The sequence below is a fragment of the Hafnia sp. CBA7124 genome (genome assembly GCF_002355555.1).
In the GTDB taxonomy this organism is placed as follows: Bacteria; Pseudomonadota; Gammaproteobacteria; order Enterobacterales; family Enterobacteriaceae; genus Hafnia; species Hafnia alvei.
The window spans coordinates 1,786,149-1,802,104 of the sequence record NZ_AP017469.1 but is presented as its reverse complement, the minus strand read 5'-3'; the positions used below and the strand labels follow the sequence as shown (position 1 = coordinate 1,802,104).

Sequence of the window (15,956 nt, the reverse complement as noted above, 5' to 3'; positions counted from 1 at the left end):
GTGTCTGATTCAAATTATCAACGAGAAGTTGAAAAATCAACATTGCGTTGAAAAATAAACTTATGCTAAGGTTCATAGCCTTACCGTCTGTCATACCAGCAATCTGCCTGCCACAGCAGTTTGACCTAGACTTAGCTGACTCATTCATCTTTTGAGGCCCGATATGCCTAACCCAAAAAAATCCAACAGCCAACGCCAAGATAGCTATCTTGTTGCGGGAACCACTCTTGTGATGCTGGCGCTCTACATCATTATTTTGGCATCTAATCTGATGTGAATATTTTCGCGTTCGCGAAAGAGAATGAAAAATAGGTTGAAAGGGGTTTACTGCTGCGGGGTCAGCTATCGCTGACACAATATAAAAAGCACCTGACTCTTTTCAAAATGCTGGCACCCTGCAAATCATCTGCAAAGTGCCAACACATCATCGCTAACTACTGACTCAATAAGCCAAAATACCCTCAGCCGCCGGTAAATAGCGCAGCGAGAATATTAGCTTATCTTTCCCACACGCTGAAGTTTGATGCAACACCGAGCTAATTTCTTGCGTCGATGCGGGCTGTGCACGAAAGGCTTTATCACCTTTAATTTGGCGGAAGATTTCAAAAACTTCCCCCGCCGCTGGCGATGTTTCATCACACCCCACCGTCGCATTGAGATACAGTGAACGTTCGCGTAAGCTGAGCTTATCGACTCCCGCCCCATCCTGAACCCAGATTTTCACCCCAGCCGCTGCAAAATCAGCCACCGTATCGCGGTAGGTGTCTGGCGTCATATTACCGGCAAAGAAACTACTAATACTGACCGGTTTATTGGCGACAGCAAGCAACGACCGCTTCGTTTCAGTCAGCCATTTCACGGCAACCTGGCGGCTTGTTTCATCACGCCAGCGTAAATCGTCCAGTTCTGGGGTCAGATACCACCCTGCAATGTTTTGGCTACCAAACTTGTCTACCCAGCGCTGAGCAACGGCAACGTCCTGTGTACGCTGGCGGTTTAGATAGTTGCCTAATGCCTTCGTGGGTTGGTTTTGACGAGTGAAAAACTCAGGATCGGCATACAGGCCCACCACGATTTGCAATCCACGATCGTGTGCAATGCGTGCGCGATCCATCAGCCACTGCTGCTCTGCCCCTTGGCTAAAGGCGCTACCATATTCACTCCACTGCAGCACTAGCGTATCAAAACCCGCGTCGTGTAACTTATCCATCAGCGTTTGCCACTGGGCTTTGTCTACGCTCATATCTCTAAGCTGCGGTTGGTAAATCATGGCGTTCATCGCGTGAGCCCAAGGTGCCATCATCAAGAGTAACAAGACGCACCAGCGAGAAATTATTGTCATTACCAGCGCCCTCCAAAGGTCACAAAGGCACCATTTTTAGATTCCACGAATTGGTTCTTCCCACTAAATAAATGTTGGAATTCAATGCCAACGCTGATTTTGTGCGGGTAGGCATCATAATGATTTTCGCCTGACCACATATTCCAACGCACGCCGATACCGCCGAGCTTAGCATCAGAGTAAGCACCATTCTGAGTGGCGTTATATTGCAGATGCCCGTAAGGCTCCAACGTTTGCGCACTGGGGATATTAGGGATTTTTTGGTGCCAGCTCAGCCGGTAATCAGCGGTGTAGCTTTGACTGTCCTGTTTCACGTAGTGAGCTGCGTCCAGATAGAGATTTTGTGCTATCCAGCCGTTGCCGTTAGGGTACCATTCATCACTGTACTTGCCCCCGTTGAGGAAGGATGCGCTGGCACGCAGCAGCATGTCTGCTTCGCTTTCATGCCTATCCAGCGGAATTTGCTGTTCCGCGGCTAAATAAAATACCTGCTCGCGCAGCGGCTTCCATCTAACCCCAAGCCCCATCATCGGTGCCTTGGTGGGTAAGAAATTGCCCTCACTTCCGCTACCGGCAAATACGCGACTGTAAACAGAGAGCAAATCACCATCCACAATTTGGTTGCGCCCGACGCGGTATTCCGCCTCCATCTGCCCGTAACTTCTACGCGCCGCATACGGCTGGGTCGAGCTGCCTAATACGCTGCTGTTTGGAATGCTATTTTTGCCCGAAAGTCCCATCGACGTATCAACGCTAAATGTCCAGCGACGACCAGTATCTTCATGCATGCGGCGGAAATTAAACCGGCGTTCAGCATCTTGCTCACTTAGGCCCTGCGGTGCATAGCCTCGGTCGATATCGTCCACCACGCGTTCGGTATAACTTTGCGCCTGCGGGATGTCATCCAAACGTTGATTCACATAGGCCAGTTGCTGAATCAACGCGGGATCGTCTGGCGTATGTTGTTCAGCCAGTTTCAGCTCATCGCGGGATAGCGCTATGTGATCCGCATCCCATAACGCATAACCCAGCGCTGCATGGTTAGCCGTATTATCAGGCTCTATGGCGATAGCCTGATGCAAATCAGCCAACGCCAGATTAAGCTGATTTTGCTGACGATACAGTGCCGCACGGTCGGCCAACGCTGATGCCATCGGTTTAATTTCAATGGAACGATTCAAGTCTGCCAGAGCGCCGGATGGATCATTTTGGCTATGAGAGTGCAGCCACCAATATTCCGCCGTTTTATCTTGCTGATGCTTCTTCGCTTCGCTAAGCCACCCCGTTAACGCACGAATATCGTGGGCTGCCAGCGCACTATTTGCCGCCGCCATCGTGTCCTCAGCGCTCATATCAGCGACCGGAACCGCAGACCAAGCGCGCGTTGCGGCTTGGAAATCTTGAACCGCATAGGCTTGGTAGGCGAGCGAGCGCTTGCTGAAAGTATTCGATTGACGCCGATCGGCTTGTTGATACGCGAACAGCGCAAGTCCAGGCGAATCAGTGCGATAGCAGTTCGCTAACTGATACCATGCCGTAGCGCCATAGTCTGGTGACATATCCCCCAACAAACGACGCACAATCGGGCACTGTTCCTCAGTGTTGAATACCGATGCTTGCTGCATACGCTGCTGTGGCGTTGGCAACGGAACTGACAATCGTTCAATGTCTTTTGCCGTCAGCAAGCGAGGATCCTCTTTCAACAGAACCATCAAGCGGCTAGTCAGGTTTTGTCCCGTTGCGCCCGCGTTTTGATATGGATAGCGCGCCAGTAACAAGCGGCTAGCTTCTGCCTTCTGTCCGGTCTTAACCAGTTGATAGCTAAGTCGGTCGAGTAATGTGAGATCCTGCGGCGATCGCTGATACATCTGTCGCGCAAGCTGCACTATTTGCGCGGTATCATTTTCCGCTTCGCTCAGTTGCAACCGCTGTTCTAACAGCTGATCGCGGGAATATCCAGCCAATAGACGTTTTGCTCCGGCAAGATCGTGCTGAGCAATACGGTCGGGAATCAGCGTTTGTGCGATATACGCTTTGTTTTCAGCAAAATCAATGGGATAGCTAGCTAATGTTTCACTTGGATTCTGACTGTATTTCGCCAGTAAATAGAGCCAGCCGCGTTCTTGATCCTGCTGTACAAAACGCGGCGTACGCGTTTGCAGATAGGTACTAAGGCGAGCATTTTCATTACGCAGCGCCAGTGACTGTGCATAATGTAGCTGCTGCAAGGGAGCGTTCATCACATTGATCCCCTGCAATGCGACCAATTTATCGTCGCTATGCTGTGCCAGCAAAATGCCAAACCACTGATTTGACTGTTCGTATGTCAGCTTACCTTGCGTACGTAATCGTTCGAAGCTGTCGTCCACGTCATCCCATTTTTTCAGGAAGATCGCCCTTTGCATAATGGCATCCGCCAGCGTATGCCCTTCTGGCGTGGCGTTGAATTTTGCATCGTTAAGCTGCGCTTTAGCGATATCAAGCTGACCCAGACGCAGTGCGTGCTGCCCAACATCGCTGCGGCAGTAGATAGTGGGAGCGCTGTCGCAATCAGCTTGATAACGTTTTAAATCAGCCAGCGTATTGATTGTCCAAGTTTTTCCCGGAACTGCCGCGAGTGCCGCTTTTAACTCGATATACCCCGGTGCACTACTTGGAGTTCTTTTCAACTGCCGGTCTAATACTGCTTTCGCCTGATCGTCATGCCCAAAGTGGCGGTAAGCTTCAGAGAGATAAAGGGCTAAGCGCGCACTTTCCGGTGCTTGTTTCTGGGCCCGTTCGAATTCGCTGATAGCCACACTTTCACGCCCATCTTTGAGCGCCCGCATCGCTTTCTCCAGATGCGGATAAACCATAAAGTATTGGCGATCGCTGATACCAAGATCCTCTGAACTCCCTGATTCTGCCGCCGCAAAAGCAACCGTACTCATCAAAACTGAGGCGATGAGTACGCTGAGGTGACAACGCTTAATCATGCGGCCTCCAACATCTGAATTTGTTCCTGACTTAATCCGGCCTGCGCCAGCAACGAGGCCAGCGTTGGCTGCAATTCTTTTTGTATTTCGAGCGCGCGATTTAGTGTTTCTTGACTCACCACATTTTCGGTCACTAAAAACTCGCCAAGCGGCAAAACGCTGCGTTCGTGTCGAAGCAACAGTGCCTTAAGCGAAGCGCCATCAATGCTCCCTAGCGATGCCAAGATTTCCGCAAACAACAATTGGCGCGAAACAAAGCTCGCCCAAATTGACTCGCTCTGTTCCTGAGTTAGCCACTTCTCAGCCACCGCTCTTTCAAGCATGGCGTAATAGTCTTTGCCTCGCAGACGGGCATACCAATGGCGCAGCCCCACCACCACCTGCCCACTTGGTGCAATAACGTAGCTGACCCGCTTGCCGACTTTGCGCGCCAGCGCCGCCAGCGAGACAGGATCTATGGCACTTTCGCTGGCGAAGATCATTTTCCCGTTTTCTTCGCGTATCGGTAGCGCCGCATAGTGCAAAGCCACAGAGGCTGGCACTTTTGCGATCAAGGCCGGATCAATTTTGCGCTCATCGATAGACTCCGCCGTAACATCATTTTGGACAGCTAAAGCTTGAGCCAACTGCATTGGCGTGATGATGCCGCGATGTACCAACGTATTACCCAGTTTTAAACCGGGAATACGGTTGACCAACGCGTCTTCAAGCTGTTCCTGCGTAACAGCACCCTGCTCAATTAGAATCGAACCTAACAGACGCAACGCACGGTTTTGCCCCACGCTGGGGAAGTCATGGGTTGTTTTATCCCAAGCCACTCGGCGCGGATCGCCATGCTGAATGACCTGTTTTAATGCACGCCAGTTCGCCATGAAGTTGATCAAGTTGCCCCAGAACAGCCGCAGAATCGACATCAAGCCTTGGCGCAGCCCATAATAAACCGTCACGAAAACAACTCGTTGGAACATGCGGTTTACCATCAGGCCAAAGTTGATCCACAGCAGGGTGTACAGCCATACGTCGCCGGTGAAAATCGACAAAAAATGCCACGCATCAGGCCAAAATCGTTGATAAAGCGCCAGCAGGGTCAGCTGAATCATCACCAACATGGCGAAGAAGCTGAGGAAGTTATTAATTGCCCCTTTTCTATCGCGCCACAGGAAGTAATTCATCATCGGGCTGCTGCTCCAATGATGCGTTTTGAACCCTTGAAAAACGATACCGATAATCCAACGTGATTTTTGCCTGACTGCCGTTGAGTATGTGTCGGGGAAATATTCACGCACGCAGATAACATTTGCCGATCTGGCGCGCTGGCCGAAAGGCGTCGAATGCGGCTTAACCCCGTCAGGTAAAACAGGGAAGCGAACAAAAATCTCCTTCATCCCCTTCTCTTTTAAACGAAAGCCGATGTCATAGTCCTCGGTCAAACTCTGCACATCAAAAGCAATACCATCACCATCGGCTAACAACGCCATTACCGCACGACGGCTAAAACAGGTTCCAACGCCAGCGCTCGGCACCTGCCCGGCGATAACTTCACGCACAGGCACATCTTTGCCGTGCTGTTCGGCAAATTCATCCAGATAGGTCAGGCTAGTAAAACTGGTCCAAGGGCGTTCGAAGGGGTAAACAGGGATTTGAATCAAATCTTTGCGTTCAACCAGATAGTTGAACAACCTTAGCTCCATCGGCGAAATAACATCTTCAGCATCATGCAGAATAAATCCTGAAAACTTAAAATTGGCACTCTGCTCAAACTGAAGGATTGCATCGAGTACGTTGTTCAGGCAGTCGGCTTTGCTGGTTGGGCCTGGCCTTGCACAGACAACTTTATGAATATTGGGAAAACGGGCGCAAACTTCGTCGACATCGCGCTGGGTGTCAGGGTCATTTGGATAGGTGCCGACAAAAATATGGTAGTTCTCATAATCCAGCGTTGTAGCGGCTAGCTCTGCCATATTGCCTATTACGCCGGTCTCGTTCCACGCGGGGACCATGATCGCCAGCGGTTTTTCGTCAGGCTTATAGAGTTCTTTGTGGCTGAGATGCTTATGCTTTTTGTAGGTCGTTAAGCTTCGCCAAATACGTCTGGACCAGTAAACAACGTCGATAAAAAGATCATCAACACCGCTGATAAGCATCAGTATTGCTAAGGTTATCGCAATAATCTTTATGCCATAAAGATATGTGGTAAATGCATCAACCATCCAATCCATTAAAAACCCCAAAGTGATTTCAAAGTGGTGCAGAGCCGTAACTGAGCAGGTGACGTGGGCGTATCGTTGATCTATAGGCGGTTCTTATGCGTTTTGCTCACTCAACAGATAAAATTTTTAGATTCGGCAAATCCTAGGTATAAAAAAACCGCCAGATGGCGGGCACAATGCAGCGCTCCCCCTGATTACCACCAACTCTTTGCTGGTTGCACAACGTGTCTACTCGCAGCCGCTGCAACAGGGATGAATAATTTGGAGGAAAAGATGTGAGCTACACATAGCAGTGTCTCGATTACCCGCTATATATCTAGCTGCAAACTACTATAAAATATCAATAAAGTAAATTTAGGAATTTTCCACAGTTATTGGTTTTTTAATACAGCACAATAACTTATCCCCTGCAACAGAGAACGACAGAGATATATCAACGAGCGTATTTCCTACAGCAAAAAGCCCTAACTTCCATCAGGGCTTAATCAAAATAATAGACTTGAGGTAATCTTCAGCGTGGCATATCTGGGGGTTATTTTAAGATCCCCACCCAACCATGTATCGCCATATACACGCCAACTAAGCCAATAAGAGCACTCGATAAATAAGGCGCCTTTTGTGCGAGCGAGTTAAATCCATGCCACCGCTTTTGTACTTGTTTCACCCCCACTGCAGCGCCGACACCAACGACAACTAATGTCAGTGCAAGGCCAATACTGAAACAGACGACCATCGTGGCGCCCAGCGTCAGTGCTTTCAGTTGGATACAGATAAGAAGTACGGTAATAGCCGCAGGGCATGGAATTAACCCGCCCGTCAGACCAAATAGCAGAATTTGCCCATTAGTCACCGAGCTATTTGCAAACCGCTTTTTGATATCATTGGCATGGGCCAAGGCGTGAGCATCTTGGTACTCTTTGCTTCCTTGCAGCAAACCATCAAATTGATGGTCGTGGTCGTGGTCATGGTCATGGTCATGGTCATGGTCATGGTCATGGTCATGCTGATCGCCAGACTCTGTATTTGCCAACCAATTTTTTTCACCTTTCCACGTTCGCCAAAACATCCAAACGGCGGTGGCTAAAATGATAATGGCTGATATCAACTGAAGCCAAGGTTCAACAGACTGCGCGGTAAACTTCTGGCTCACATACATCCCACCAAATGCGATCAACCAAACAATAGTGGTATGAGAGAGCGTTGCCGCGAGCCCGAGCATAACAGCCTGCCGAACCGTACCTTTAATGGCAATAATAAATGCAGCCATCATCGTTTTTGAGTGGCCAGGCTCTAATCCGTGTAACGCCCCCAAAAGGATCGCGCTAGGGATAAAAAACCACGCATTACCTTGCTGAAACAGTGACGTAAAATCGTTCATGATAATAATTCTTACTATTACGGGTGCAAAAAAGCATACTACCCCCCAGTATAAAATACTACCCCCCAGTATAAATGAAGTGCTATATTGAGCACTTAAGAATGTTGTGAAGGTGTTGCTGTGTCACATACGATTAGAGATAAAAAAAAGCTGAAAGCCAGAACCAGCAAGCTTCAAGGGCAAGTTGCAGCGCTCAATAAAATGCTCGACGAACCCCATGAATGCTCAGCCGTATTACAGCAGATTGCTGCTATTCGCGGTGCGGTGAATGGATTGATGCGCGAGGTGATTAAAGGCCACCTGACTGAACATATTGTGCATCAGGACAACGAGGGACAGCGCCAAGAAGATCTCGACGTTGTGTTAAAAGTACTGGATTCCTATATCAAATAACGCCAGATCAAATAAATTGAGCCTTCGCTCTAAGAAAGCTCTCTTGATGATCAGATATAACGCTCAAATCCCTGCGCGTGTTTGACTGGCATAAACTCAGTTATCTCATACAGCGCAACCCCTGCGCGATGAAAAGGATCCTCCTCGATCAGAGTTTCTAACTCAGTTCGAGTCATTCCCTTTGCCAGAATCACTCCGCCCGTTCTTGGCTCTTTCGGCCCTGACGCAATAAAATACCCTTTCGAATAACAGGCATCTAAAAACTGTCGATGTTCGTTCAGACACGCTTCCACGTCGACAAGGGGTTTTACGTACGATAAAGAAACAATAAACACGCTACCTCCAACTCAATGAATCACATGAACAATATTGCTTGCAGTCGCTAGCGTAACGCACCGGTAATAGTGTGGATTGATACATGTCATGAAAGCTGATGGTGTTATTTGGTGGTATCAAAGATCTAGCGTCATTTTTATCATTCTGCGACAGCACAATAAAAATATATTAGGAGTGATCAGGCAAGGCGAATTTTAGACACAAAAAAACCACCTTTCGGCGGCCACGCCACTGCTTTATAGATTTGATTATTCGAGTAAATTCTCTTGGTACTAGGGACGAGACTTGAGCTCGTACAGCCTTACAGCCGGCAGTTTTTAAATCACTCTAAATTTTTAAGTATTTCATATATATAAATACTTTTATCACCAATAGGCTGGTAGAAATCATCTTTTAAAATCAATTTAATAAAAGTAGCACATGGCCAATATTACTCATCTGCTTCCCTTTCCTTTCGGCTAGCCCCAAAAGGTTTTGCATGCTGCATCCCTGAACACACTTTCTTGACGGTCAGCCCTGTGCCAGAAGCAGACGTTGCTTGTACATCTGGTTGAATATAAAGTATTATTTTCTTTCATCATGAAATAGACACACTTTCAGCAAGTCCAAATCCACAGGCACAGGCACAGGCACAGGCACAGGCACAGGTAAAACCAGAGAAAGTGTGTCAGTACAATATACAAATTTTAGGCACCGAGAGCCATACAGACTCTCCTAAATAAATTAAAATATGGAATTAATTTTATGATTACAAGAGGTTACTTCATTGGTCAGATAATAGATGAATTGACATCAATCACAGATAAAATAAAGAACCGTGCAAAGCTAGGCCTGACAGACATTCATATCCATCTCGAAGATTTTTATAAAGATATTCTTAATATCACACTAGATTTGAATCTAAAAAATTTAAACCAAGAAAGAATGAATAGTCCCGGGCTTGACTTGGGTGACAAGGCAAAAGAGATCGCGTTTCAAATTACAGGAGACAAGACTTCTGCGAAAGTAAATGAAACGCTTGGGAAAGCATCATCATACACCACATCATACAAAAAAATAAGGATACTAACTCTACAAAACAAGCAAGGTTCATACACCATAGATGCAGAATTATCCAAGCCATTTGAATTTACAGAGAATGACATTTGGGATGTGAATGACGTTCTGAATAAAGTCATGCACTTAGAACTTGACAAGCTCCAAAGACTAAGCGAGCTCATTTCAAAAGAAGTTGCAAGAGTCACTATTGAGTTGGAAATACCTGACGAAAACGGAAAGTATCAAACTAGCATAGATAAATTCATTGAGAAAATCCCCAAAGAGCGATTCAATGGCATATCTGCATATTATCATTTTAACTCAACAAAGAGTGAGCCGTTCGATCTCACAGAAGAAGAAGTTTTAAATGACATTATGCTTCTAATTAATACTCTCAAGAAACTACCAAGAATAACGCGGCAGTTTTTTTCAGTCATATATTCTCGTGGTAACTGGAAGGATACAGAAAAGTATATTAATCAAGACTACCTCGAAAGAATTTGCACGTTCCCCGACATGGAAGGGGAGTTGAGGCTCCTGGATGAGGCTGGCTTGGGCTGGAGGCAGGAGCCCGATGATCAATGGCAAAGTGCAACTTTCCAAATAAGGCTTCCTCGACAGGCTAAAAGCGACTATTTCTCATTGGAATTTAGCGAATTTATAGAGGCAAAAGGAATCAATCTCGAGAATGTGTTAGTAACATTGGACTTTTCTGATTTTGAGTAAAACTCCTAACAAGTCGTTCAAGAGGGACGTCTTTGGTTTGCGCCAAAGCCGTCACTTAACTCCAACGTTAATGACCGATGTTAGCTCAAAGCAGACCTTCTAGTCCAGCAAGTCTGTCTGCTCCCTGCCATGAGCGGACAAAAAGCAGTAAGACAAAAGGATAGATAAGATACAATCTCAGTCAATGATTAGGAGTCAGCTCTATTTAGAAGGTCAGAAATAGAAATTCCTCACCCGGTAAACATCATATTATCGGGTGAGGTTGCTACGTTTCCAGATTAAGGTATCTATGACTTACTTCCGCTTTGTTTTTCATGAATCTGAATATCAATCGCAGAATCATCACTACGTACCTCGTAGTAACGTTCAGGCTTCCGATAAACGTTCACCATCTGATGGCCGGTCGAGAATGTATTCTCTTCAAGATATCTTGCATTGCCCCAAATCATCTTCTCAATTTCATTCGATCCATATTCGTAGTACGCACCACTTGCTTTCACCAGCTTCTCAATCTCAGTAACTTTGCGTAAATTTCCAATATTCTCTGTTTCAGCATCAGGCATAACAATGAACAAGTTATCGCGTGCGCGGCTGATCGCTACATTAAGAATATTCTGTTTGTTCAGGAACATCCGGGAGTCACTTGAAATGTTTGGCGGTGGATTAAGCACCGCAATAATAATATTGCATTCATCCCCCTGGAAGCCGTGAATCGTACCGACTTGAACATTTACAGTATCAGGTTTGGTAAGCCATGAATCATTCAACTTACTCAGTAGATTAGCTTGAGCGCGATAAGGAGCGATGACTCCTATACGGATTATCTCTGAATTTTTTCTGTGTATCTTCCCTGACAGCCAGCGAACAAATTCGAAAGTGAACAATGCTGAATAAGTCTGATAAGGTGTTCCGCTCTCCATTCGTTTTGCACGGTAAATACTTTCATATTTACTGACCGGAAATTTGATGAGATTTATGGGCATAGCATCAAATCCGCAGAAATTAAACGAACAGGGAGATTCTGCTGTGCGGTGATGTTGCAAGATCCCGTCATAAGTGAAACGGCTATAAACTTCACCAATTGCAGGAATACTTCGATACTGTGTATCCAGATTGACTATCGGGTAATCATGAGGCTCTGTCGACGGCTGCGCAAAAGAACCTCGCTTATTGAGACCGACCAGCGTGTAAATGTTCTCATCTTTCCATTCTTCTACAGCAACAATCGGCCCGATCTGGAAAGGATCTCCAGCGATAATGAACTTTCGTGGGCGGGTGCAATAAAGTGGATAGATGATGTTGGCTAACGAAATCATTGACGCTTCGTCAATGACGACTGTATCCCAATCCATTTCATAAAGTTTTTTACCATACTCACCAGTAAATCCATCATAGGCGAAGCGAGCAATGGTGGTGATCGTTATAGAGCGATCCAATGCGCCGATGTTGAATGTTCTGTCCCGCCATACTCCAGCGTTTTCAATACGCGCATCAACAGATGATCCGAAACGCACCAACCACTCCTGATATGAGGTATCCTCAACCATCGCCTCCATGACACGGGTCGTCAACACGTCTGCAGCCTTGTTGGTTGGCGCAAGGACAAGCACGTTTTCCTTCCCGCTACCCTTCATTCTTGGTATCAGCACTTTTTCTGCGAGATGAGTCGTCTTACCTGTTCCTGGTGGACCAAACACAAACTCAATGTCAGGTGTCAGGCCCGTTTTCATCGCAAACGTTTCGTTTAATCTCAATTCCTGGAATCGTTCCAGCAACACCTGCTGCAGGAACGATGGATTCTGGACTTCAATACGTGCTTCCACCACCTCGTCCAACACCGTTCCTTGTAAATCATCGGCAGATTCCAGTTTACCGAGCAATGAAAATTCTCTGGCCGTAAACGACTCGATACGTAATTTTCCTGTACGCCCATTACCAAAATCGAGATCCACACGTATGCCGGAAAGTTCTTCAATAGATTGCGGAATGAAGCGACTGGGTTCTTTCAGTACAATGGTTCTGAATGATTGCTCATCGTGCTCAACCTTGCCAAACCCAATAGAAATAGTCTTACTGTCAGCATTCTTTGTTCTGGTTGCTAAGCATTCAAGTTCCAACAAAGCCAGAAACCAGCCATAACTGTAACGAGGTAATTCGTTAGCCTTGTCATATAACGTTTGCTCATGCTCCAGACGGTCAATTTCACTGGCATAGCGGTCTTTGGCTTGGTCAATTTTTTTGCCGTAGTCAACCGTTTTTGGCGTGTAATCGTCTGTGTCGATGCCCTCATCGCTTTGACGATCTGCTGTCGCAGAATCGTCTTTCTGCGGGCCGTCCGAATAAGAGTCCTGAACAGATGGACGGCGTCGAGCAATATCACGGATGAATGGTGAGTCGGCCGCTGGCTGATCTTTGTCACCGGGCTCCACTATGGGTTGGGATGAATCTTGCTTTTTTCGCTTAGCATCTTCAATCGCTATGCGAATCTCGTCCTCTGACAAACCGGAGTGTTCAATTGCATCCGCCAGTCTAATCTTTCTGGCTTCCTCGGCGCTTAAATGTATCTCATCGCGAATGTGCAAAAAGTTGATGAGCATCTTTGCTTCTAAACTGACTGTGTCGTATTGCTCTGCAAGCGTTTGAATCGTGATCTCTTTGGCTGAAACCCATGCTCCAAACTTATCAACGATCCATCGGGCTGTACGCAATTGTTCTTGCTCTGCGGATTCGTAAGATTCGCTTCGATTTGTATAATAAAACCATACATGCTTGCCGCTAAGCTGGTGAATGAATTGTGGAAGTAATTTCCACAGCAGGAGTGAACGTGGCAAGTCAATATTTGCGATGATCTGCTGGCAGCCATCAAGGTTTTTTTCATACAGCTTGTGCGAATGCCCCTCTAAGGATAAGTGTCGATCGCGCAAAACCTGCCACTCAATATAGCGCTCTTCGGTGATTATTTTAGGGCGTTCCGCAATTCCCAGCTTTTTGAAAAAGTCCTTGAGTGCAGGATATTCTTTTTCGCTAAACATCTCGTGGTATTTGTCCAAAAACAGAAACGGTGTTTCTGGTTTGGTCGCGAACCAGGTTTGCAAATCATCAGTCGGCATGTATATGTCATCGGCTTTGCCGTGAGAAAAGTTATTTGTCCCAACCGTTGTATAGAGAAGAAACGCTTTGTCCTTAATTAGCTTAATAAATTCTGCAACTTCTTCATTTTTGCACTCTTTGAAGTAACGGAAAAATCGGCCGAAATGGGCGTTGGAGTCAATGGGACAGCAAGTGCTGTTGTAGGCCGGGAGGATCTTGTTGTAGATTTCATCGCGCAGGCTTGGCTTCTTGATTCCAAATTTTTCAATGAACTCACGAGTGCTCTCGTCGGACAGTAATTCGGTGTTGACGGTTTTGTAGCCATCAATATCGTCGTCTGCTAGAAACAGGATGAGTTGATTATTGGCGTCAAAGGCCGGGATTGCCTGGCCTTGTTGGTCAAGGAAGATAGGCTTATCTTTCACAAATTTTTGGTAAGAATCACGTCCAGCAAGGTATATATAAAATCTGTGCAACCATTCTGTTGACTGGCTGGCGATGAAGTCAGCGGTAATTTTCTTAAGGGTAGCTTCAGGATCAAGACTCGATACAATCAGATTAGGTTCTCTTATTGACCATACCCTGGCATCGCCGCCGTCTATGTAATCGGCCAGAGTCTTATTTACATTTTGTACGTCTTTCTTGCCACGACTACGAAAAATCCAGCTCGCGTTTTCTGTACCCGTCAATTGCGCCAGTTGTCTGTCGGAGAATAATTCAACCAGTTCGCTGTCTGCTGCCCAATAGGAACAGTGTTTTGGCGCGTAGTTAGCATTGGCTGCGGGGAGTAACGTGTCGGTCTGGAGTTTGGCTTTGATAGCAGAATAGAACGGTTTGAACGAAATTTTTCTCCGGTCGTCCAGTTCACTGAACTTACTTTCGTCATAGGGAATAATGTCAAAGATACCATCATCGAGAAGGTTTTTATCACGAATAATGGGTAAACTATGCGCTGTAAGTTGTGCCAGCTGCTGAATCAGTTGCTGGTTATGCTTTTCCCCTGCTTTGATACCTTCACGACTATCCGTTAACAGAAATGGCGCGTGAAGGATAAATTTCAGATGAGTTATTTCTTTGGTCGGAAAAAAACAGAACGCTGGATGTTCAACAGGCTCGAGTTTCCCGTCTTCTCCAATAGCATACCCGATGGTGCAGGCATTTCTGTTCGCGTGATTGTGTGTAAACAGGAGTAATTGATGAATAGCCTTACTGTCACCCACTTCTAATGTCAGCACCAGTTTTTGTGCCAGAATTTCTTCCTGCTCCAGCTCCTCTACAATTTTTTTAGTATATCTGCCGGTAGTTTCACCTACGGTAAAGGATACCGATTTTAACGTCGAAAGGAATAAGACTGGAAATTCAAGCGATTTCAATTTTTCAAAAATTTCGTTGTAGCTCTCCATAGGCGTTTTTTCTTTATGGTCAAACGGAAAGAAAAAAACGGTATCTGAAGCGTTGCGCCAATCAAGGTCAGCATTCAGCATCTGTGGCACGATGAAACGTTCGATCTTAAAACGAATCCCAGGGTCGTATATGTGCGGAGTTTGCGTGTATTGAAAGACAGCTTTAAATCCTACGCCGAACTTACCTATAGAAGCCTCAGTCTTACTTGAGTTAGCGATGGAGGTGATTGAATTGATATGTCCTAAAGCACCGCTGTCAGAGTCTTCATCTTCGCAGTGCGGATCAGATACCGAGAAGTGAATAGATCCATTATGGATGAAGTAAAGCCCATCTTGATCAAGGCGGAAGCGCACCGATGTTGCTCTGACATCATCTGCGTTTTGCAAAAGCTCGTAGATGAAATGCGCCTGGTCGGAATACTTGTCCACAACGCTGCGCTGGACACCACGCATTGATGGTTTTTCCAGGGTGTTAGCATTATCCGCACGATCTTGCATTAGGGCGTAAAACCATTCATTTTCCTGTTCGGTCAATCTATCTTCATGCGATTTCATCAAAAAATTAACCTTAAAGTTTAGTTGTGCTGTGTTCATTCAAAAACAAACTCAGACGATATTCAATTCACTACTGGAGAAATAGATCCTACTTTTTTTAGTAGCATGCCCTATATAGTTGCATGAATCGACACGGGTCTAACAGACACCTCAGAGCCATTTTTGGACTGACCCCACCCCGGTAGACGATCCTGCCCTATAGTTGGACTGCCCCTTGCTCTTGCGTAGCGTATGGCTTCCAACATCCTAGAAACCTGCACAGCATCCGCACTTGCCGTACTCAGTCAAAACCGCGTTGTGTGGAACTGGCTGGCCCTTTGTAAGTATCCGCTTAACTAATCCATTCACTTTTAGAGAATTCTCAGTGAACGGTTCAGGTATCCTATAAGGCCAATGTCCGCACCTCGCTCTTAGCGGACTAACACCTTTCTGTATCCCGATGCAGAACTGGGCGCTTACTTAGCAAACGCTATGGGCAACTCTGAAAACCGCTTTGTGTGGGCTGGCGAA

8 protein-coding genes are annotated in these 15,956 nt (G+C 46.3%); 2 read left to right on the top strand and 6 right to left on the bottom strand.

Annotated features, from left to right (window positions below; genetic code table 11):
- Positions 1 to 442: 442 nt before the first annotated feature.
- The 4 genes from CPY98_RS08225 to CPY98_RS08210 all read right to left on the bottom strand — a co-directional run bounded on the left by CPY98_RS08225 (position 443) and on the right by CPY98_RS08210 (position 7,905).
- Entirely contained in the window at positions 443 to 1,342 is a 900-nt protein-coding gene (locus tag CPY98_RS08225; RefSeq protein ID WP_172863838.1) for a DUF4434 domain-containing protein, read from the bottom strand.
- The gene (locus CPY98_RS08220; RefSeq protein ID WP_096387258.1) at positions 1,342 to 4,317 is read right to left on the bottom strand and encodes a tetratricopeptide repeat protein; all 2,976 of its coding nucleotides are present in this window, start codon (positions 4,315 to 4,317) and stop codon (positions 1,342 to 1,344) included. Before CPY98_RS08220 ends, CPY98_RS08225 begins: the two co-directional genes overlap by 1 nt.
- Entirely contained in the window at positions 4,314 to 6,536 is a 2,223-nt protein-coding gene (nrfB, locus tag CPY98_RS08215) for a cyclic di-3',5'-guanylate-activated glycosyltransferase NrfB (protein ID WP_046449987.1), read from the bottom strand. The genes CPY98_RS08220 and nrfB overlap by 4 nt, the downstream gene beginning before the upstream one ends.
- A gap of 523 nt (positions 6,537 to 7,059) precedes the next feature.
- Positions 7,060 to 7,905 carry a nickel/cobalt efflux protein RcnA gene (locus CPY98_RS08210; RefSeq protein WP_096387255.1) on the bottom strand — a complete coding sequence of 282 codons (846 nt, stop codon included), beginning with the start codon at positions 7,903 to 7,905 and terminating at the stop codon, positions 7,060 to 7,062.
- Positions 7,906 to 8,025: 120 nt separating this feature from the next.
- Between CPY98_RS08210 and rcnR the strand changes: the two genes are divergently transcribed.
- A complete protein-coding gene (rcnR, locus tag CPY98_RS08205; protein WP_040047185.1) occupies positions 8,026 to 8,298 on the top strand; it encodes a Ni(II)/Co(II)-binding transcriptional repressor RcnR in 273 nt (90 codons plus the stop codon).
- A gap of 50 nt (positions 8,299 to 8,348) precedes the next feature.
- Here rcnR and CPY98_RS08200 read toward each other — a convergent pair whose 3' ends face one another.
- Complete coding sequence (locus CPY98_RS08200; RefSeq protein WP_046360861.1) at positions 8,349 to 8,633, bottom strand: YciI family protein; 285 nt, start codon at positions 8,631 to 8,633, stop codon at positions 8,349 to 8,351.
- Positions 8,634 to 9,378: 745 nt separating this feature from the next.
- Between CPY98_RS08200 and CPY98_RS08195 the strand changes: the two genes are divergently transcribed.
- Positions 9,379 to 10,398: an SMEK domain-containing protein gene (locus tag CPY98_RS08195; RefSeq protein WP_096387252.1), complete on the top strand. Its 1,020-nt coding sequence runs from the start codon at positions 9,379 to 9,381 to the stop codon at positions 10,396 to 10,398.
- A gap of 287 nt (positions 10,399 to 10,685) precedes the next feature.
- Here CPY98_RS08195 and CPY98_RS08190 read toward each other — a convergent pair whose 3' ends face one another.
- A complete protein-coding gene (locus CPY98_RS08190) occupies positions 10,686 to 15,446 on the bottom strand; it encodes a DEAD/DEAH box helicase (protein WP_096387249.1) in 4,761 nt (1,586 codons plus the stop codon).
- Between the last annotated feature and the right edge of the window lie 510 nt (positions 15,447 to 15,956).